The organism is Parafrankia colletiae (assembly GCF_001854655.1).
Classification (GTDB): domain Bacteria; phylum Actinomycetota; class Actinomycetes; order Frankiales; family Frankiaceae; genus Parafrankia; species Parafrankia colletiae.
Genome location: NZ_MBLM01000174.1, coordinates 1 through 19,226 on the forward strand (window position 1 = coordinate 1; position 19,226 = coordinate 19,226).

The following is a 19,226-nucleotide window of genomic DNA, read 5'->3' on the forward strand; positions in this document are numbered from 1 at the left end:
GAAGCCCGACACCCGGGGGCCCGGGGGACGCCCCCCGGAAAGACATAACGGCCCACCGCGAAGCTGATCAAAGATCAGCGAGCAGGACGACCCAGCGTGTGGAGACGAGGGGACTTGAACCCCTAACCCCTGCCTTGCAAAGGCAGTGCTCTGCCAGTTGAGCTACGCCCCCGACGGACGTGATCATCGGGGCTGCACTGCCCCCGCGTGACCAACGTTCCCAAGCGTACGGCATCACGTGCCATGCGGGTGCCACAGCCGAGGTTCGCCGCCCGCCCGGGGCCTCGCGACCGGCACGGACGGCGGACGGCTCATGCCGAGGCGCCGTTATCCACAGGAATCACCCAGCGCACCGCCGGTTCCGATGGCCGTTCCGCGTCTCGGCGGGCCTTGACTCGCGACCGCTGGCGGAGTCGACGTCGATCCACCGTTGATTCACGAGTGATTCAGACGCCGGCCCCTGTGGGTTCTGGTGGTGTTCCGCATCTGGAGGGATCCAGGGTTTCGCGGATGTGTTCACGTTGTGGACAACCTCGGCGTGGATCTACGACGATGCCCACTGGTGGGGTACGTCGATGCGGGCGACGCCCGGACGGCACGGATGCGTGACAAACAGATGGCTATGCACCATGCTGGCCACAACGAGCGTTGTTGACAGATATGTCCGGCGTGGTCCGATCGACGGTGCAAGTCGGCACCGGGTCTGCCGGTCCTGCTCGCCGGCCATGGCCGTCTTGTGTGTGGGTAGTGCCGGCTGGCGCGCACGGGGCCGAGTTCCGCCGGCCGCGAGCGATCACGGCGCGGCGGCGATGGCCGTGGAATGCCCGGTCGTCACGCTGGCTGCCAGGTGGTGACGAGCACCGCGGGTGGTAACCGAGGACGGATTCCGTCCGCCGAGCGCCGGGCGACCGCACGATGACCACGACCCGTTTCGACCGGTGTTCAGCTCCGCCTCCGGCCCCGCCGGGCCTGGATCGCCCGTTTCGGGCCGCTGGCTCCGGGCCCGCCGGGCAGGTGGTCTGCGGGATACCGAACAGCCCAGACCCGGTCAGCGGTGCCCATAGGTGGTCATCGCTGCTTCGACATACGCGCCGGGTGTGGACAACCGCCACAGCACCGGCGAGAGCAGCTGTCGGCTGCCCCATCCGCGCCACGACTGGCCTGACAGGGCGACCAGCGGCCACAGGCCGGGCTGGTCATCTGTGGCGGCGCTTCGTGCGAACCGACGTGCTCGAGGGCTGCGCACCGCGGCCATCGCGAGCCCTGGCCATCGGTATGTGCCCGGCACTGCATCGCCGGCGCTGCATGGTGGGCGATCGCTGAACGGTCCGCTCTCGGAGACCGATGGCTTTTGTTACTAAGCAAACGTTCTACACTCGGCCCACGCGCGCAGGAACCTGGATATGGCCCGCAGAATCCGCGGGTGACGCACTACTCAAATCTCCCCACAGAAATCTTTACCGACTTCGGTAACCAACTCCCTCGAATTTCGGGCAAACCGCCCGCCGAGCCCCCGGGGGGAGTCCGTCAGATTTTGTTATCGAGCAAACGTCGCGAACGCACTCCCTGGAAGGTCAACGCGGGAATCGTCAACCGCTTTACGCCCGTGGTTATGGGCATCGATTGATGCCAAGCAAAATAATTGCACTCCGATGACAGTCTCCACCCGGGGTACGAGTAAGCTGCGCTATCCAAATCCCTCGATGGGGAGTGTCAGATTTTGACGATCAGCAAAATAATCCCACACAACCCCGCGGCAGTTTTCGTCAGCGGATCAGTCGGACTCCCGTGATGGTTATCGACATCGTTTGACAATCAGCAAAATTGTTTGCCAGGACCCCCGCTGGTCATCGTTGACGTGTCTAACGTCATCCCCCACTGGAGACTGTTGGATTTTGTCGATAAGCAAAATACGTCGACCATACCCATCCCAGGATTTCGTTGCGTAAGCCGACGGATGCTCCCCACGGTCATCGTAAACTTTTGCTTATAAGCAAAATACGATGACGGTCACCATGCCCGGAAAACGTCAGACCAGTATCGCCCGAATTACGATGGTCATCGTCGACGTTTTACGACAAGCAAACGTCGACGACTGTCACCATGAGCGGATTTTTCCGGTCTGCGCGATAGACGAGCCTCGTCCGGGCCTGTCGTTCGCCCGGGCCACCGGCCCCCCGCCGGATGCGGAGACCGCCCGGGGGCCGATCAGGTCCAGGGGGTGAGGGGAGGCCAGGCGGGATCGCCCTCGGAGCGGCCCGACAGCCAGCGCAGGGTTTCGCGGGTGGGGACGTCGACCCGGAGCACTCGCGGGCCCCGCCCGGCGGTGAGGGAGGGGCGGTCGCCGGGAGTGAGAAGGACAGTGACGTCCGCGGGGACGCGGTCGGGCAGGCGCCGGGTGGACCAGGCCCATTCGGCTTCGACATAGGCCGGGCTCAGATCCTCCCAACCCGGGCCACCAAGGTCCTTCAGACCGAGATCGACCAGGTGGACCTCGACCTCGCGCCACCGCAGGAACACCAGGTCGGCCAGGCTGGTGGCGCCCAGGGTGAGCGTCCGACCGAGGYCGCCGCGCCAGACGTCCACGTGGGTGCCGTCCCAGGCCTGCTCCAGTCGGTGGACCGCGTCGGTGAGGTCCGCCACCAGCTCCTGGGCGGGCTTGCCCGCGCCGGCTTCGACGCCCTCCTCGCGCTGGGCTTGTCCGCCCGGATACTGGTCCTCGGTGCGCCCCTCCGCTGCCGCGCCGAGGATCCCGGTGTGGCTGTCCGCGTTCCTTGCCAGGTGGGCGATCAGGTGGCCCACCGTCCAGCCCGGGAGAAGCGAGGCCCGGCGCGCGGTCACGTCGTCGATTCCGACCGCCAGGCCGAGCAGGCGAGCGTGGGCGCGGGAACAGCCCAGCAGCCGGTCGAGAGGCACGGCGGACGGCGTGTACTCGGGGCCCGGCTCCCTTCCCGGGTGGATGACGGACGAGGCAACCGACGGTGCTGATGTCGACGTTGTCACCGACGTGGATGCGGCCACCGAGGAGGTCACGAAACCCGCGGGGGTTGTTGCCGCTGCTGCCGGCGGTGGCGTTGACGGACCTGCTCCGGGCGCGTTGGGGAATGCCATGGGTCAAGGCTCCCCCGCTGCCGAGGGCTCACGCCACTTCGCGCACGCGTCCGCCACACTCGCCACGCTCCCCGCGGCCTGCCGGTCCTACGACACGACGCGGGAGCAGGCGGCGACGGCACCCGGGTCAACAGTGCTTCCCGGATCGCGCCGGGCCCCGGAACAGGCATTCCGGGGCTCCCCCGAGCCGGTCGTCCGACCGCGGGGCGACCATGTCCAAGCGGGACAGCACCAACCGGAGGGGGCCCGACCATGATCAGCACCCACGGTCCAGCGGACCGACCGGACCGGCCGGCGGACGGATCGGGCAGCGGGATGACTGGCGTTGGCGCCTCACTGCACGACCCGGCGCTGGTCCGCGGGCTCACCAGGCAGCGGCTGAGCCGGCGGAACCTGTTCCGCCTCGCTGGCCTGTCGGGTGCCACAGTCCTGGCGGCGGCCTGTGGGGACGGCACCGGGCCGGGTGCCCCCGGCGCCGCGGACGACGTCGCGGGTTTCTGGTCGGGGCGGGAACTGGCGGGAAGGCTCGACTTCGCGAACTGGCGTTTCTACATGGACGTCGGGGCGTCCGGTTCCGGGCATCCCTCGCTCGAGCTCTTCACCCGGGAGACGGGCATCCAGGTCAGCTACCACGAGGCGATTCGGGACAACGAGTCCTTCTTCTCAGGGGTCCGCTCCGACCTGGCCGCAGGCCGGTCCATCGGTTATGACCTGATGGTCCTGACCAATGGCAACGTCCAGAGTCGGGTGATCGAGCTCGGCTATCTGGCGCCGCTCGACCACAGGCGGCTGCCGATGTTCGCGGCCGAAGCCGCCCCGAGCGTGAAGGACCCGGCGTACGACCCGGGTAACCGGTTCACCGTGGCCTGGCAGTCCGGCATCACCGGAATCGCGTACGACCCGACGCGGACCGGCCGGGAGATCTCCCGGTTCGCGGACCTTTTCGACCCGGCCTTCGCGGGTCGGGTCGGAATGTTCGGTGAGAACGAGGACCTGCCGAATCTCGCGCTGCTCGGAATCGGCGTCCCACCGGCCAGCTCGACGCCCGACGACTGGCGGCGGGCCGCCGAGAAACTCCACCAGCAGCGGGACGCGGGGATCGTCCGTCGTTACTACGAGCAGGAGTACATCGACTCACTCACCGCTGGCGAGCTGTGGATTTCCATGGCGTGGTCGGGTGACGTCTACCAGCGCCTCGCGGCCGGCGCGAACCTGAAGTTCGTGGTTCCCGAGGAAGGCGGYCTCATCTGGACGGACAGCATGTGCATTCCGGTGACGGCGCAGAACCCGGTGGATGCCATCACCTACATGGACTTCGTGTACCGGCCGGACGTCGCCGGCATGCTCGCGGAGGACATCCGGTACCTCACCCCGGTGCCGGCCGCCCGCGGGCACGTCTCCCCGGCGCTGGCCGGGTCGCCGCTGCTGTTCCCGACCCGCGCGGAACTCGACCGCGTGCACCGGTACCGGGTGCTGACCGCCGCCGAGGAGACCGAATGGAACAGCATCTTCCAGCCGGTCTACCAGAGGTGACGGCGCCTGTGGACCAGGAGCTCAGCGAGTGCCCTGCGCGGACGTGGCCTCGCGCCACAGGTCGATCTCGTCCTTGTTGCGGCGGCGGCGAGCCGCGGTGAGGAGAGCACCGGCGCTGGCCGCCACGGCGACGAGAGTGAACTTGCGCATACCGGCTCCTCCTGGTCGACTACGTCTCCTGCCACCGTATCGCGCCCCGATGCCCGTCGCCCGGACTGATCACGACTGATGACCTGCCGGCTGCCTGCCGGCTGAACCGGCAGGCAGCGCAGCGCGGCTCCGCGGGGCCGCGAGGCCGCGAGGTCAGCGCTGGTAGGTGGCGCGCAGGACGCCCCGGGCGAGGGTGTGGAAGGTCAGGTTGAAGCCGACCACGGCCGGGGCGACCGTGGCGTCGATCTCCAGCTTCGGCACGTCGACGGCGTGGACGACGAAGACGTACCGGTGCGGCCGGTCGCCCTCAGGCGGGGCCGCGCCGCCGTAGCTCGGCGCCCCCCAGTCACTTCGCACGTGGTAGGCGCCCGACGGCAGGCCGGCGAGATCACCGCTGCCGGCGCCGGTGGGCAGTTCCGTCACCTCGGCCGGGATGTCGACCAGGACCCAGTGCCAGAAGCCGCTGCCGGTGGGGGCGTCCGGATCGAAGCAGGTGACGGCGAAGCTCTTCGTCTCGGCCGGGAAACCCGACCAGGACAGGTGCGGCGACAGGTTGGCGCCGCCGGCGGCGTCGAACACCTGGTCAAGGCCGAGCGGGCTGCCGTCCGTTATGTCGCTGCTGGTCAGGGTGAACGACGGCAGCGCGGGCAGCAGGTCGAGCGGGTCCGGTGCGGTCTTCCGGTCCAGCAGGGACATCGGTCGATCCTCTCGTCACGGTGGATGACACTGGATGCGATGACGATGAAACATCAGTCCGCCGGTACGGGTGGAGACGGGTCATGAAGCTGGTGACGGCGATGCTGCGTCCTCACCGCGTGGCCGACGTCCGGGCCGCCCTGACAACGTTCGGCGTTCAGGGCATGACCCTGGGTCAGGCTACGGGTTACGGCTTCGAGCTGTGGCGTACCCAGACCTTCCGGGGCACCGCGTTCCACGACGAGTCGGTGAGCAACGTCCGGCTGGAGCTGGTCGTGACCGACGCGGACGCACCCGACGTGGTGAACGTGATCCGGCGGGCCGCGGCGTCGGAGGGCAGCGGCGCGGGCAAGATCTGGGTGGTTCCGGTCRAGGGGCTGGCTCGGATCCGCACCGGCGAGYGGGGGCTGGACGCGCTCTGAGCCTCCCCGGGGCCCCCGGTCGGGTGACGCAATGCCCCGATTGCTCCCAGTTCGCCGTTTTTTCTCATTAGTTGTGTCGGGAAGACGACCTCTGCCGGGACAACCCGATACGGTGGACAGGTTCCGGCGGGTGTCTCCCACTGAATCCCCCCGTATCAGTGGGTCGCCCGCCGGAACCTCTTCAGGCCGGCGAGCGAGCTACCGGTTCCGGGTGGCGGAGTGCCGGCCGCCCCCGCGGCGGTTGGCCCGTTCGATGCGGGTGGTCCGCTCGAGGTCGTCATCCTGCGCAGCGCCCTGGAACTCCTCGGCGCCGTAACCGCCGCTTCCGGCCCCGTAGCCGCGCTGGTCAGCCAGCCCCGCCGGGCCGTGAGCCGCCGGGGCGCGAAGATCCTCCGCATAGTGGCTGCCCGTGGCAGGCTCCTGCCCGGCAGCGCTCCCGGCCTCTCCGGCGGAGCCGCGCTCCGCGGCCTTCCTGCGACGTGAGCGCAGGACCTCCACCGCGATGGGCAGCACCGAGATCAGCACGATGAGGATCAGCATCGCCTCGACGTTGTCCCGGATGAAGTCGATCTTCCCGAGGAAGAAGCCGAGGACCGTGACACCGCAGCCCCACAGCAGGCCGCCGATCACGTTGAAGATCACGAAGGTCCGGTAGTTCATGCGGCTGACACCGGCGATCACCGGAGTGAAGGTCCGCACGATCGGGACGAAGCGGGCCAGCACGATCGAGCGGGCGCCGTACTTCTCGAAGAACTCCTGGGCCTGGTCGACGTACTCCTGTTTGAACAGCCGCGAGTCCTCGCGGCGGAACAGCGCCGGGCCGACCTTGCGGYCGAACAGGTACCCCACCTGGTCACCTGCGATCGCGGCGATGCCGATGAGCGCACATGCGAGCCACAGCGGCGTCGACACCTCATCCCGGGAGATGAGCAGGCCCAGTGTGAACAACAAGGAGTCGCCGGGAAGAAAGAACCCGACCAGGAGCCCGGACTCCGCGAAGACGATCAGCAGGACCACGGCAAGACCGGCTTTTGCCAGGCTGTCGGCACTGATGAAGTCCGGCCCGAGGGCCAGGGTGTTCGACGCGAACGTGGTCACTGTCGAGGGCCTCCTGGTGGATTTCGAGCCGGCCGCGCTGGCGGCTGTGATTTCCAGGGTCTCACGCCACCGGCGTGACCCCGCTGCGGCCTCGGCCGGGCCGGCGGGCAGCCGCCCGACCAGCCGGTCCGCCTCGGCAACCGTTCGGACCCGTCCCGTTCGCGGGCACAGGCGGACCACGGCGGCTGCCGGCGGAAACCTCACCGAAGCCCGGCCGAAGCCGATTCCACGCAAAAGACCCATAGCCTCGACCTGTGGCGAGATCACGGCATCGTCTCCTCGGCCTCGCCCTCGGGGCCCTGGTTCTCGCGGCTCCGCTTGGCGCGTGCTCCCGCGGGTCAGCGTGGCCCACGGAGCCCCGCCGGACCGAGGCGGCACCAGCACCGACCCGGAGCTCGGCACCGGCCCTCAGTTACCACCTTGCCGGCTACGGGCTGGAGGACCGCGCCACCGACGGCGGCCCGGCCTCCGCCGACCTCGCCGACCTGCCCGCGGGTGAGCCCGGGGAGCTGGTGTCCAGCGCCCCGGTGACCGCGCCGGACGACATCCGCGCCTGGCGGGTGGTCTATCACTCGCGTGGGCCGCAGAACGAGGACCGCCTCGTCACCGGCCTGGTCCTGGCCCCACCGGCCGATTCCCCGGTCCCCCCGGGGGGACGTCCGCTGGTCTCGTTCGGCCACGGGACGACCGGGATCAACGACGCCTGCGCCCCGTCGCGGGCCGAGCCTTCGCTGTCGACGATCGGCGGAACCCTGCGGCTCGTCCGGGAGGGGTACGTCCTGGCGGTGACGGACTACACCGGGCTGGGCGGCCCCGGCGAGCACCCGATCTACGAGGCGGACTCAGCGGCGAAGGCTCTGCTGGACGCCGCCCGCGCCGCGCGGTCGCTGCGGCCTGCCCAGGCGGGTGAGGACGTGGTGCTGTGGGGCTACTCCCAGGGGGGCCAGGCGGCCCTCGCCGCCGGGGCCATCGCCGCCGACTACGCGCCGGACCTCCGCGTCCGGGGGGCGGCAGCGACCGCACCCCTGATCGATCTACCCGCCTCGCTGCACGACATGCTGATCCTCCCGGAGGGGGTGGCCTACCTCCTCCTCGCGGTCACCGGCCTCGCGGCCGCCGATCCGGCCCTTGCCCCCGACGCCATCCTCACCGCCACCGGCCGGCGGCTGACCGCCGTGGCACACAACCGGTGCGCCGTCGACCTGCTGCAGGCGAGCACCGGCGAGTCCGTCACGAGTGTCTTCGCCCGCGACCCGCTGCGGACCGAACCGTTCGCCAGCGCGCTGGAACGCCAGTGGCAGTACGTGCAGGCGCCGGGCCCGCCCAGGCTGGTGCTCCAGGGCGGGCTGGACACCGTCATCCATCAGGCGACCACCGACCGGGCGGTCAGCGCGCTGTGCGCCGCCGGTGGATCGGTCGAGTACCACCGGTACGGCCTGGCCAACCACGGCACGGTGATCGACGCCTCGATGGACGACCTCTCCCGCTGGGTGGCGGCACGGTTCGCCGGCACCGCCGCCCCGACCGGCATCTGCGCCACGACCTGACCGCACCCGCAGGCGGTCAGCCGCTCACCTGGGTGGCAGCGTCGGAGCCCCTCGCCGCGGCGAGGGCGAACTCGACGAGCCGACGGTGATACGGCGTCGGCACCGCCGCGACCTCCCGATCCGCCGCGACCTCCCAGTTCGCCGCGCCACCCAGACCTGTCATGCCGTCCGGAGCCGCTGCGTCGTCCGGAGCCCCACGGGGTCGACCGAAGGCCTGGCGCCCGAACGCCTGCCGGGTCAGCAGGGCGCCGAGGAAGGCACTCGCGGCGAGATCCGTGTCAAGATCCGGTCGGGTCTCCCCGCGCAGCCGGGCGTCGTGAAAGGCGTCCTGGACGGCTGCGGCACACCGGTCCACCGACTCACGCCGGAAGGCGGCGTAGAGGTCGGGGTACCGGGACAGCTCCGCCACGCACCGGGCAAGGATCGACATGCGCGGCTCGGTGAAGACCGCGTCCACCTGCGGCGCGAGGCGCAGGAGGTCCTCGCGCAGCGAGCCGGTCCGGGGCGGCACCAGGCCGGCCGCCAGGGTGCCCAGCGCGGCGAGGACGAGCGCGTCCCGCGTCGCCCAGCGGGCGTAGATGCCGCGCTTCGCGACGCCCGCGCGGGCGGCGACGCTGTTCACGCTGAAGCCGCCGACTCCGTGGCCGGCGAGTTCGTCGACGGCGGCGCGCAGCACCCGATCGTCGATCGTCGCATCCCGGGGACGGCCCCGACGCGGCCGCGAACAGGCGTCGGCCAGGTCACCGGGAGGCATCGCTCCAGACTAGGCGCCGGACCGCGGCGGCAGTCGCCGCGGCGACGATCAGGCCACCAACGGTCAGGCACGCCGACGGTCATTACAGAAAGTAACAGTCGCCCGCCGTGACAGAGCGTGGCGGCAGTGGTGTCCCCGATCCGGTCCGCCGGACCGGTGGCGGGGGGAGACGAGCAGGTGACAGGCGGTCTGGACGGATTCGGAAACTCACTCCCAACGAACGACCAACACTCGACCCCGCTATCGCCGCCAACTACGCAGAGTGCTTTTTTTCGGTTCAAAGCCGCCGTAACTATGCAGTTTTCGTGAAGATCGCCGCTTAATGTCCTAGTGTTCCAGCAACGGCGCTGTCCACGGGCTCGCGGGACCCGTAGGAGCCCGCGAGCGATGGAGGGCGCACCGTTGCGGATCGCGTTGTTGTCGTACCGAAGTCTGCCTACGTGCGGTGGCCAGGGAGTGTACGTACGGCACCTCTCGCGTGAACTAGTCACTCTCGGTCACCAGGTTCACGTTGTGAGCGGGCCGCCCTATCCGGCCCTCGACCCGGGAGTCGGCCTCACGCAACTGCCGAGCCTGGACCTGTACCGCGACGGTGACCCGTTCCGCTGGCCGGGGTTTCGTGAGTTCCGATCCCTTGCCGACGTCGTCGAGTTCGGCATGATGCGCACCGGCCAGTTCTCCGAGCCGCTGGCGTTCTCGATCCGGGCCTTCGAGGCCCTGCGGCCACGCGGCGGTCGTCGTCCGGACTTCGACATCGTCCACGACAACCAGGGTCTGGGCTACGGCCTGATACCACTGCGCCGTGCGCTGCGCCCCTTCGGGATCCCCGTCGTCTCCACGGTGCATCACCCGATCACGGTGGATCGGCGGCTGCACCTCGCCGCCACGACCGGCCGGTGGGCAAGGCTCGGCGTCCACCGCTGGTACTCGTTCCTGCCGATGCAGGCACGGGTGGCCCGTGGTCTCGACGGTGTGGTGGTGCCTTCGGAGAGCTCTCGCCACGAGATCGTCGCCGACATGGACGTCCCCATCGGTCTCCTCCACACCGTCCCGCTGGGTGTGGAGTCCGACATCTTCACCCCGCGGCCCACCCAGCCGACGGCCGGCACCGCAACGCCTGTGCCGGGGCGGATCGTTGTGGTGACCAGCGCGGACGTCCCCCTCAAAGGGCTGATGGTGCTCCTGGAGGCGCTGGCGAARCTGCGGGCGGAACGGCCGGCGCACCTGGTGTGTATCGGAAAGGTCCGGGAGGGCGGCGCAGCTCAGCGCCAGGTCGTCGAGCTCGGGCTGACCGAGGCGGTGACCTTCCGCTCCAACGTCCCCCAGCCCGAGATGATCGAGCTGTTGCGGTCCGCCGAGGTAGCCGTCGTTCCCTCGCTCTACGAGGGCTTCAGCCTCCCCGCGGTGGAGGAGATGGCCTGTGGGCTACCGCTGGTCGCCACCACGGCGGGCGCGCTGCCCGAGGTCGCCGGCCCGAACGGCGAGGCCGCACTGCTGGTCCGGCCCGGTGACGCCGACGCGCTCGCCGGCGCGATCGGCACCCTGCTGGCCGATCCCGAACTGCGGGCACGCATGGGCGCGGCGGGCCGGCGGCGGGTCGAGGAGCGGTTCTCCTGGCGGGCTGCCGCAGCCGGCACCGCGGCCTGGTACGAGACGCGGATCGCTGCCGCGCAGACCGCCGTCGGCCGGCCCTCACAGCACACTCCGCCCACTCACACCCCACCCGCCACGGCCGGTACGGGTCCCGGTGCAGGCCCGACGTCCTCCACTGCCGAGCCCGCATGCTGACCGTCGACTTCGAGCGGTTCCCGGTCCCCGGCAAGGCCCGGGTCCTCGATCTCGGCTGTGGCGGCGGCCGGCACTCCTTCGAGGCCTTCCGGCGCGGCGCCCAGGTCATCGCCCTGGACTACTCGGCCGACGAGGTCGGCGGGGTGAACAACATGTTCGGCGCGATGGCCGCCGAGCGGCAGGTGCCCTCGGGCGCCAGGGCCGCGTCCGTGCGCGGTGACGCACTCGCCCTGCCCTTCGCGGACGGCACCTTCGACCGTGTGATCGCAGCCGAGGTGCTGGAGCACCTGCCGGAGGACGGCGGCGCGATGGCCGAACTCGCCCGGGTGCTGCGCCCCGGCGGCTTCGCGGCGGTCACCGTGCCGGCCCGCTTCCCGGAGCGGGTCTGCTGGGCCCTGTCGGACGACTACCACAACGTCGAGGGCGGCCATGTCCGCATCTACCGGCGAGACGACCTGATCGGAAAGCTGCGCGCCCACGGCCTCGAACTGATCGGCCAGCACCGCGCGCACGCTCTGCACGCCCCCTACTGGTGGCTGCGCTGCCTGGTCGGCGTGCACGACGACGACCATCCGGCCACCAGGCTGTACCACCGCCTGCTGGTCTGGGACATGATGCGCCGCCCGGCACTGACCCGTGTCGCCGAACGCCTGCTCGATCCGGTGCTCGGCAAGAGTGAGGTGCTGTACCTGCGCAAACCACGACCGCCCCGACCGGATGACGAGTTCACCGCCGCCCCGCTGACAGCGGAGCCGCTGACCGCGGGGGCCGGACGTGCGGGCAGCTGACGCGGCGGCGATCCATGCCGTTGTCGGCCGTGGCGCGCTGCGGGCCACCGCCGACGCCATAGCCGCGGTCCAGGAGCCCGACGGGGCCATCCCCTGGTTCGCCGGCGGCCACACCGACGCGTGGGATCACCTCGAGTGCGCGATGGCGCTCCTGATCGCCGGGCGGGTCGACGCCGCGGACGCCGCCTGGGAGTGGCTGCACCGCCATCAGCGCCCGGACGGCTCCTGGGCCACCAGCTACCTCGGCGGAGCCGTCCGGGAGGACTTCGCCGACAGCAACCAGTGCGCCTACGTGGCCACGGCTCTCTGGCACCGCTGGCTCGCCACCGGCGACCGGGAGTTCGTGGCCCGTATGTGGCCCGTCGCCCGGGCCGCCCTGGACTTCGTGGTGGACATGCAGGCCCCCGGCGGCCAGATCTGGTGGGCTCGCGACCCCGCTGGCCAGGACTACCCCGAAGCGCTGGTGACCGGATGTTCGTCCACCCTGCACAGCCTGCGCTGCGGACTCGGCCTGGCCGCCCTCGCCGGTGAGGCGAAACCTGACTGGGAACGGGCCGCCGGTGCGCTCTGGCACGCGTTGCGCCACCATCCGGAGCTGTTCATGTCCCGGGACCGCTGGTCCATGGACTGGTACTACCCCGTGATCGGCGGGGTGCTGCGTGGGGCGGAGGCGCGGGCGCGGCTGCGTTCTCGCTGGGACGACTTCGTCGTCGAGGACCTCGGCATCCGCTGCGTCGACGACGAGCCGTGGGTCACCGGCGCCGAGACCTGCGAACTGGCCATCGCTCTGCACCTCGCCGACGACACCGACGCGGCCGTGCAGATGGTCCGCAACATGCAGCATCTGCGCGATCCCGGCGGGGGCTACTGGACCGGCTGGCAGTTCGCCAGCCAGGTCCACTGGCCCGAGGAGCAGTCCACCTGGACATCGGCCGCGGTCATCCTCGCCGCCGACACGCTCTCCGGCGGCCCCACCGAACGCACCTTCCGCGGCGATGGTCTACCCGAAGGGCTGTATCTCCCCCGCAAGGCCCCCAGCCTGCCCGCGCCCCGCGAGCCGGCCACCGCCGGCTGCGGGTGCGGGCGGGAACAGGCCTCAGAAGAGGCGGCGGAGCACCCGCAGACTTCCCGTACGTGACGTCTCGCTGAATCCGTCCCGTACCGCGCGCAGCAGCACGTGGTACGGAGCCTGGCCGCCGTCCGCCGGATCCGGGAACACGTCGTGGATGACCAGCCGGCCACCGGGGCGGACGTGGCGGGCCCAGGCCTCGTAGTCGACCTGGGCCTGTTTCTCGGTGTGCCCGCCGTCCAGGAAGAGCAGGTCGATCGGGGTGGACCACCACCGCCCGACCATCTCGGAGCGCCCGACCACGGTCGTGACCACATCCTCGACGCCGGCGGACTCGAGGGTCGCCCGCAGCGTGGGCAGCGTGTCCATCCGCCCGGTCCGCCCGTCGACGAGCGTGTTGTCGTGGAACTCCCAGCCGGCCTGGTTCTCCTCCGAGCCACGGTGGTGATCGACGGTGACGACCGCCGCCCCGATGAGCCTGGCGGCGGCGGCGAGGTAAAGGGTGGATTTCCCGCAGTAGGTGCCGATCTCACAGATAAGCCCACCGCCGGGAAGTTCGGCGGCGGCCGCGTACAGCGCCTGGCCTTCCTCGGGTGGCATGAAGCCCTTGGCGGCCTGCGCCGCCTGCTGCAACGCCACGTCCACGTCGTCTCCTCGTCCCAGGTAGGGGATCCGAGTGGCGGRTCCGAAGGTCCGCGACCAGCGGGATGGACCCGCCCGGCTCCCCACCCCATCGCCGATGCCGCCTGCRCGTCTTACCAGAACAGGCAAACAGCACGCATGGGATGCGCTCCTCCGGTTTCACGCCCTGACGCCACAACGCCCGCCCACGGGCTGTGTCCCACCCGCCGGTGTCGGCTACCGGACACCCACCCCCGCCCTCAGGCACCCAAGGACAGGGATATCCACAAGATAATCCACAGCTTTATCCACAACCCTGTGTACAGAGTCGAGTTCAGGCCGGCCGCGGGGCCGCACGAGCCAGCCCGAGCGCGATGTCCACCAGCCGGGTGCGCGGGAGCTCCGCGACATCCGCCAACGCCACCCAGGCAGCCAGATCCGTGGACCCGCCGGATTCGGGCCGCAGCTCCCCGCCCAGAACCCGTCCCGCGTAGATGATGCGCAGCCCGTGGAAGTCCGTGCTGTCCGGCGCCCAGAACTCTCGGATGGAGTCGACTCCCAGCAGGCCGGTGATCTCGACGTCGAGCCCCGTCTCCTCCGCCACCTCCCGGACCGCGGCCTGCTCCGGATGCTCCCCGTGGTCCAGCCCGCCTCCCGGCAGCGTCCACCGCGCCCCGTCCGGCTTCCCGGTCCGCCCGATCCACCGGGCCAGCAGCAGACGATCACCGTCCACGCACACCGCGTACGCCGCGACCCGCTGGTACTCCCGAACACCCCGCGAGCCGCCCGTGTCCCCCATTCGCGCACCCCCTCGCCCGCCGCGGAGGCCACTGGCCTCCAGGTCCCCCCGGACGATTCTTCATGCGCCGGACACCCCCAGACCGCCAAACCCCTCAACCCGCGCCTCAACCGCCCCTGCAGGCCCCCGGCCGGTGGTCTACGCCGCGACCGAGGACTCCTGGTCGCACACCATCGCGCCGCGGCTGCACGTCGCCGGGGCGGACCTGGACCTCGTCTACCGGGTCGAGGTCGAGCACGACGGGGCCTGCGACGCGCTGACGCTGCCCCGCGACACCGACGCGCTCAGCCGGGAGATCGACCAGCTCGGGGTGGCGCTGCTCGCCGCCGACCCGCTGCTCTCGCTGATCCACGCCGGGATCGACACCCACCGCGACCGCGACCTGCGGACAGCGCTCGAGCCGCTGGCCGCGATGGCCGACCTCACCGGCTGCGCGGTGGTCGGCCTGGCGCACTTCAACAAGTCCGCCAGCGCGGACGTGCTGAACCTGATCACCGGGAGCCGGGCGTTCTCCGCCGTCGCCCGCGCGGTGCTCGCGGTCGCCCGCGACACCGACGCCGACGACGGGTCGTGCGTCATGTCCCAGGCGAAGAACAACCTGGGCCGCCTCGACCTGCCCTCGCTGCGCTACACCGTCGAGTCCGCCGAGGTCGCCACCGAGGAAGGCCCCGCGCACGTCGGCCGGCTGGTGTTCCTCGGCGAGACCGAGCGCAGCGTCTCAGACATCCTCGGCGACGCCCAGACCCGCGACCCCGACAGCCGCGCCGAACGCGACGACGCCGCCACCTGGCTCGCCGGCCACCTGGCCGGCCAGGGCGGCGAAGCGGCGTGGGCGGGCCTGCGCAAAGCCGCCCGCGCCGAGGGGATCGCCGAGCGGACCTTGCAGCGCGCCCGAACCAGGGCCGGTGTCGTCGCGGAACGGTCGGGGTTCCCCGCCCGCCCGGTCTGGCGCCTCACCGCCCCGCCAGGATGAGCCGGCCCCGGACCCTGCCGACCGTCGTCGTCGTCGTCGGGACCGTGTGGTGACGGAACGCGACCGTCTGTCGCGGGCGAAGACTCCCAAGACTCCCACCGCCGGCGGGCGGCAGGGTGCTGAAGCGGCTGGTGGCGGCGCCGTGCAGCAGGCCGACACCAGGCGCATGGGAGTCCTGGGAGTCTCACGTGCCGTCACCAGTGACGGCGGCAGGGCGCTGCGGCCGGAGGCCCTCGGTGATGGCCGAGGGCTCACCGCTAGCTGGGTGCTGGCCAATCCGCTACGGGGGTGACTTGAATGCGTACTGGGATCCTGTCGAAACTTGGAGCACGGGCAGTTCATAGGCCGATTCGGCTCTGGACTTCCGACGCGACGGCTTCCGATGGTCGCTGCTGTTCCTCTTACCAATAGGGACCGGTGTTTTACATTGGGCGGCTGGTCCCAACGCTTCGCTAATCGGGCGATCGCCCAATGCTGCCGGGCGATGTCGTCATTGACCGTTGTACGGCCTTCCAGGGTCTCGATAGAGACCGCTCCGAATCCCGCCTGGTGCAGGTAGGCCGTCATCTGGTCGGGAGTTCGTCCGAAGCAGTTTAGTCCGAAGCGCCATTTGGTGCGCCCTCGGAAAGAGCGGTCGGCCTTCCACTCTTGCTCTGTGCTCCAACCGTTGCCAGGCAGAGCGAAATGCAGCAGGAGCGTGCCTCCCGGTCGCACCCGACGGCGAAGCGCCGCCAATGCCTCCCTCAATGTGGGTTCTCTGAGGTGCTGAACCAYGGCGAAGGAGTACGCAAGGTCAACAGGGTCAGTACGGTGCGAGAACTCGGCAGGTGTCTCCCACTCGATGTTGGACGCCGCGTTGACAACGCCTGCGCACGCCAACACGCCTTTGGAAATGTCAACTGCTTCGACGACCTTGACACTGTGGGACACGGCTACCGCCCAGTACCCTGGCCCGCACCCGTAGTCGACCACTCGCATATCTTGTGAGAGGAACGAGCCCAGCAACTGGTTGACCATGTCTGCCCGGGACCGGCGGTTGCGTTCCATCTCGGATTCTGCGTCGTCCGCATAGATGTAGTGCGGTGACAAAGCGAGTAGTTGCACGGCCAACCGTCTCTGGAAATCTTCTGGYGCGTTCCGCACCAACGGAGCCRCCCATGGTGCGCCAAGAAAGTTCTGGCTGCGACCGGTGGTAGCCAGCCCTCCCAGAGTGCGTATGTAACGTCTGCCGCCCATCCGCTGATGCTATCCCGCAGCAGTCCCGACTCGGCTCGTTTGAGCGTCGGTCCTCCCCGCGTGGCGACTATTCGGTCGAGACTGCCTCATCGCTCAGAACTGTGCCCCCCTGTTGACGCCGAGCGAAAACTGAACGGCTTCTGCCGAGGTGAATCGGCGCACCCGGGGTCAGGTTAGTCGCGGTTGGGGCGGTCTTTGGCGAGGAGGTCGCGTCGGGCTCGGGTGYGGTAGGAGTCGCCGGTGAGGGTGAGGACCTCGGCGTGGTGGACGAGCCGGTCGATCATGGCTGCGGCGACGACGTCGTCGGAGAAGGTCTCGCCCCAGCGGCCGAAGGGCAGGTTCGAGGTGACCAGGATCGAGCCTTGCTCGTAGCGGGACGCGACGAGTTGGAAGAACAGGTTGGCGGCGTCCTGGTCGAAGGGGATGTAGCCGACCTCGTCGATGATGATCAGCTTGTAGCGGCGGATCTTCTTGAGTTCGGTGTCGAGGTGTCCGGCCTGGTGGGCGGTGGTGAGTCGGGTGATCCAGTTGTTGGCGGTGTCGAACAGGACCGAGCAGCCGGCCTGGGCGGCTTTGACACCGAGGCCGATCGCGAGGTGGGTTTTGCCGATGCCGGGTGGGCCGAGCAGGATCACGTTCTCGGCTTTGGCGACGAAGGTGCCGGTGGCCAGGTGCGCGAGGACGTCGCGGCGCAGGCTGGGCAGGTGGTCGAGGTTGAAGTCCTCCAGGGTCTTGACCGTCGGGAAGTGCGCGGTGCGGATCCGCATGATGGTGCCGGCGGATTCCCGGTCGGCGGTCTGGCGTTGCAGGACCGCGGCGAGGTATTCCTCGTGTGACCAGTTCTCGTCGCGGGCCTGGTCGGCCAGTGGTTCCCAGGTCCGGCCGATGGTGGGCATCTTCAGCACACGGGTCAGGTAGCCGAGCAGGGCGGGGAGCCCGTCGGCGGGCTGGCGGGTGTGGGCTGTGCTGGTCGGCGACGCGGCCTCGCTGGGTGCGTCGATGCCGATGGTGGTCACTGGCTGCTCGCTTCCGTGCGGGTGGGTGCGGTGAAATCGACACCGAACAAGGCGTCGTAGTCGGGCAGCGCGCGTAGCGCGACGACGTGTCCGTCGGCGTGCTGACGCAGGGCGTGGTGGCGTCGCCGCGCGGTGGCCTGGTCGCGGCGTAGCTCGGCGGCGGTGGCCCGGTGGACCGGGTCGGTGATCACGGTGTGTCGGGCCCAGCAGCGGTCGTGGCGGGCGACTGTCTGCCCGTCGCAGGTGACGGTGACTGTCCAGGCGGACGCGGTCGCCTCGACGAAACGGCCGATCACGCGGGGGTCCACGGAGTAGTCGACCCCGTCGAGGCGGACGTAGTAGTCGCGGGCCAGGCGGATGCGGTGGCGGAGCCCGACCGCCGGTCCGACCGGTGGCAGCGCCAGCATCGCCTGACGGTCGGTGTCGAGCCGGTCGATCGGGCGGGCGCCGATCGCGCGGACCCGGCGGGTGTTCGCCTGGGCCAGCCAGCCGTCCAGCTGGGTGTTGAAATCGGCCGGGCTGGTGAAGGTGCGGCCGGGGAGGAACGAGGTTTCCAGGAAGCGGTTGGTCCGCTCGACCATCCCCTTGAACTCCGGATCCCGCGGCGGAGCGAGGCGGATCCTCGTGGCCAACGTCCCCGCGAACGCCGCCGCCGGCGCGGTCACCTTGCCCGTGCCGCCGATCGCGGACTCCCGGTCCCAGACCAGAGTCCGGGGCACCCGGCCGATCTGGCCGATCAGCTGCCACATCCCCGCCAGGATGTCCCCGCCCTGCCGCGACGGGATCATCGTGGCGGTGGTGAACCGGGAGAATCCCAGGGTCATCACCAGCACCGGCAGCATCCGCTGCTGCCCCCACCCGACCGGGATCCGCGGCTCGGGGAACCACAGATCGCACTGCGCGACCTGCCCCGGCTCGTAGGCCACCCGGTCTACCGGGTCGACCCCGGCGTACTCGGGGCGGATCTGGCTGATCCGGTCCCGCAGGATCGAGCTCGAATGCGTCCAGCCGATCCGCTGCGCGATCACGCTGGCGGGCATCCGTGGATGCTCGGCCAGCAGCGCCCGCACCGCGGGCTCGACCGCGTCGGTCAGCCGTGGCCGTGGCGCCCGCTCGTAGCGCGGCGGCCGGTCCGAGGTCAGCGCGCGGCGCACCGTGTTCCGCGCGATCCCCAGCCGCCGGCTGATCTCGCTGATCGAGACACCCTCAGCCCGATGCAGCCGCCGGATCTCGGCCCAGTCCTCCACAGTGATCACCCTCCAAGGTTGGAGGGTGCGCAGTTTTACTTCGGGTGGTTTCTAGCGGCGGTCGCAACACTGCCTAGGTTCGGGGGCTGTGTTGTCGTCTCGTCGTGGGAAGAAGGGGCCGGGGCGGCGTCCGCAGTCGGCCAAGCGTCAGCGGTTCATGGAGCTCCGTGGCCGGGGGTGGAGCATCTCGGCTGCCGCCCGGGAGGTTGGGGTCTCTCGGACGGCGGGGAACAACTGGTCGCGCGGCTACAAGACCTACCGCCGCGGCCAGGTGGTGGGGTTCGTTCCGGCGCTGGACCGCCTGGCGGTCCGCACGGTCAGCGGTAGGTTCCTGTCGCAGGACGAACGGATCGAGATCGCCGACCTGCGCCACGCTGG

16 protein-coding genes, 1 tRNA gene and 2 pseudogenes are annotated in these 19,226 nt (G+C 70.2%); 8 read left to right on the top strand and 11 right to left on the bottom strand.

Features of this window, described 5'->3' with window-relative positions; translation table 11 throughout:
* Nucleotides 1-99: 99 nt before the first annotated feature.
* Nucleotides 100-172 (bottom strand) — tRNA-Ala (locus CC117_RS32285).
* Between the two features lie 2,036 nt (nucleotides 173-2,208).
* Nucleotides 2,209-3,003, bottom strand: a complete 795-nt coding sequence (locus tag CC117_RS32290; protein ID WP_241830607.1) for a maleylpyruvate isomerase N-terminal domain-containing protein — start codon at nucleotides 3,001-3,003, stop codon at nucleotides 2,209-2,211.
* Nucleotides 3,004-3,426: 423 nt separating this feature from the next.
* On the opposite strand from CC117_RS32290, the gene CC117_RS32295 reads away from it, so the two are divergent.
* Complete coding sequence (locus tag CC117_RS32295; protein ID WP_071091789.1) at nucleotides 3,427-4,644, top strand: polyamine ABC transporter substrate-binding protein; 1,218 nt, start codon at nucleotides 3,427-3,429, stop codon at nucleotides 4,642-4,644.
* A gap of 21 nt (nucleotides 4,645-4,665) precedes the next feature.
* Here the strand turns inward: CC117_RS32295 and CC117_RS32300 are convergent, their stop codons facing one another.
* Both CC117_RS32300 and CC117_RS32305 read right to left on the bottom strand, forming a co-directional pair.
* The gene (locus tag CC117_RS32300) at nucleotides 4,666-4,794 is read right to left on the bottom strand and encodes a DLW-39 family protein (RefSeq protein WP_071091760.1); all 129 of its coding nucleotides are present in this window, start codon (nucleotides 4,792-4,794) and stop codon (nucleotides 4,666-4,668) included.
* Nucleotides 4,795-4,947: 153 nt separating this feature from the next.
* Nucleotides 4,948-5,490: a YbhB/YbcL family Raf kinase inhibitor-like protein gene (locus CC117_RS32305; protein WP_071091763.1), complete on the bottom strand. Its 543-nt coding sequence runs from the start codon at nucleotides 5,488-5,490 to the stop codon at nucleotides 4,948-4,950.
* 83 nt (nucleotides 5,491-5,573) lie between these two features.
* On the opposite strand from CC117_RS32305, the gene CC117_RS32310 reads away from it, so the two are divergent.
* Nucleotides 5,574-5,912: a P-II family nitrogen regulator gene (locus CC117_RS32310; RefSeq protein ID WP_071091765.1), complete on the top strand. Its 339-nt coding sequence runs from the start codon at nucleotides 5,574-5,576 to the stop codon at nucleotides 5,910-5,912.
* Nucleotides 5,913-6,110: 198 nt separating this feature from the next.
* Here CC117_RS32310 and CC117_RS32315 read toward each other — a convergent pair whose 3' ends face one another.
* Nucleotides 6,111-7,010 carry a DedA family protein gene (locus CC117_RS32315; protein WP_071091768.1) on the bottom strand — a complete coding sequence of 300 codons (900 nt, stop codon included), beginning with the start codon at nucleotides 7,008-7,010 and terminating at the stop codon, nucleotides 6,111-6,113.
* A gap of 254 nt (nucleotides 7,011-7,264) precedes the next feature.
* Here CC117_RS32315 and CC117_RS32320 point away from each other — a divergent pair, with 254 nt between their 5' ends.
* Nucleotides 7,265-8,557: a lipase family protein gene (locus tag CC117_RS32320; protein WP_071091771.1), complete on the top strand. Its 1,293-nt coding sequence runs from the start codon at nucleotides 7,265-7,267 to the stop codon at nucleotides 8,555-8,557.
* A 16-nt stretch (nucleotides 8,558-8,573) separates the two neighbouring features.
* Here CC117_RS32320 and CC117_RS32325 read toward each other — a convergent pair whose 3' ends face one another.
* Nucleotides 8,574-9,311 (bottom strand): TetR/AcrR family transcriptional regulator, encoded by a 738-nt coding sequence (locus tag CC117_RS32325; protein ID WP_071091774.1) that lies wholly within the window; start codon nucleotides 9,309-9,311, stop codon nucleotides 8,574-8,576.
* Between the two features lie 387 nt (nucleotides 9,312-9,698).
* Between CC117_RS32325 and CC117_RS32330 the strand changes: the two genes are divergently transcribed.
* The 3 genes from CC117_RS32330 to CC117_RS32340 are packed head-to-tail and all read left to right on the top strand — an operon-like array spanning nucleotide 9,699 to nucleotide 13,025.
* Nucleotides 9,699-11,099 carry a glycosyltransferase family 4 protein gene (locus CC117_RS32330; RefSeq protein ID WP_116287962.1) on the top strand — a complete coding sequence of 467 codons (1,401 nt, stop codon included), beginning with the start codon at nucleotides 9,699-9,701 and terminating at the stop codon, nucleotides 11,097-11,099.
* Nucleotides 11,093-11,887, top strand: coding sequence for a class I SAM-dependent methyltransferase (locus CC117_RS32335; RefSeq protein ID WP_071091777.1), 795 nt, complete (start codon nucleotides 11,093-11,095; stop codon nucleotides 11,885-11,887). The genes CC117_RS32330 and CC117_RS32335 overlap by 7 nt, the downstream gene beginning before the upstream one ends.
* A complete protein-coding gene (locus tag CC117_RS32340) occupies nucleotides 11,874-13,025 on the top strand; it encodes a prenyltransferase/squalene oxidase repeat-containing protein (RefSeq protein WP_071091780.1) in 1,152 nt (383 codons plus the stop codon). Before CC117_RS32335 ends, CC117_RS32340 begins: the two co-directional genes overlap by 14 nt.
* On the opposite strand, the gene CC117_RS32345 is transcribed toward CC117_RS32340, so the two are convergent.
* Nucleotides 12,984-13,601 (bottom strand): class I SAM-dependent methyltransferase, encoded by a 618-nt coding sequence (locus tag CC117_RS32345; protein ID WP_018636649.1) that lies wholly within the window; start codon nucleotides 13,599-13,601, stop codon nucleotides 12,984-12,986. The two genes, CC117_RS32340 and CC117_RS32345, sit on opposite strands and share 42 nt — an antisense overlap.
* Nucleotides 13,602-13,911: 310 nt before the next feature.
* Nucleotides 13,912-14,376: an NUDIX hydrolase gene (locus CC117_RS32350; RefSeq protein WP_071091783.1), complete on the bottom strand. Its 465-nt coding sequence runs from the start codon at nucleotides 14,374-14,376 to the stop codon at nucleotides 13,912-13,914.
* Between the two features lie 133 nt (nucleotides 14,377-14,509).
* Here CC117_RS32350 and CC117_RS32355 point away from each other — a divergent pair, with 133 nt between their 5' ends.
* On the top strand, nucleotides 14,510-15,349 hold the full coding sequence (locus CC117_RS32355) for an AAA family ATPase (protein WP_084133116.1): 840 nt from the start codon (nucleotides 14,510-14,512) through the stop codon (nucleotides 15,347-15,349).
* A 540-nt stretch (nucleotides 15,350-15,889) separates the two neighbouring features.
* On the opposite strand, the pseudogene CC117_RS40790 reads toward CC117_RS32355, so the two are convergent.
* From CC117_RS40790 to istA, 3 genes and pseudogenes are all read right to left on the bottom strand, one after another.
* A pseudogene (locus CC117_RS40790) lies at nucleotides 15,890-16,585 on the bottom strand (class I SAM-dependent methyltransferase); the annotation flags it as partial.
* Nucleotides 16,586-16,758: 173 nt separating this feature from the next.
* The gene (gene istB, locus CC117_RS32360; RefSeq protein ID WP_071091795.1) at nucleotides 16,759-17,586 is read right to left on the bottom strand and encodes an IS21-like element helper ATPase IstB; all 828 of its coding nucleotides are present in this window, start codon (nucleotides 17,584-17,586) and stop codon (nucleotides 16,759-16,761) included.
* Between the two features lie 11 nt (nucleotides 17,587-17,597).
* The gene (gene istA, locus CC117_RS32365; RefSeq protein WP_071091786.1) at nucleotides 17,598-18,857 is read right to left on the bottom strand and encodes an IS21 family transposase; all 1,260 of its coding nucleotides are present in this window, start codon (nucleotides 18,855-18,857) and stop codon (nucleotides 17,598-17,600) included.
* A 148-nt stretch (nucleotides 18,858-19,005) separates the two neighbouring features.
* Between istA and CC117_RS32370 the strand changes: the two are divergent.
* A pseudogene (locus tag CC117_RS32370) lies at nucleotides 19,006-19,226 on the top strand (IS30 family transposase); the annotation flags it as partial.

What these genes read in the sequence shown, in the direction of transcription:
- CC117_RS32300 (WP_071091760.1), bottom strand. Translation starts at nt 4,794, where the DNA reads ATGCGCAAGTTCACTCTCGTCGCCGTGGCGGCCAGCGCCGGTGCTCTC.
- CC117_RS32305 (WP_071091763.1), bottom strand. Translation starts at nt 5,490, where the DNA reads ATGTCCCTGCTGGACCGGAAGACCGCACCGGACCCGCTCGACCTGCTG.
- CC117_RS32325 (WP_071091774.1), bottom strand. Translation starts at nt 9,311, where the DNA reads ATGCCTCCCGGTGACCTGGCCGACGCCTGTTCGCGGCCGCGTCGGGGC.
- CC117_RS32335 (WP_071091777.1), top strand. Translation starts at nt 11,093, where the DNA reads ATGCTGACCGTCGACTTCGAGCGGTTCCCGGTCCCCGGCAAGGCCCGG.
- CC117_RS32350 (WP_071091783.1), bottom strand. Translation starts at nt 14,376, where the DNA reads ATGGGGGACACGGGCGGCTCGCGGGGTGTTCGGGAGTACCAGCGGGTC.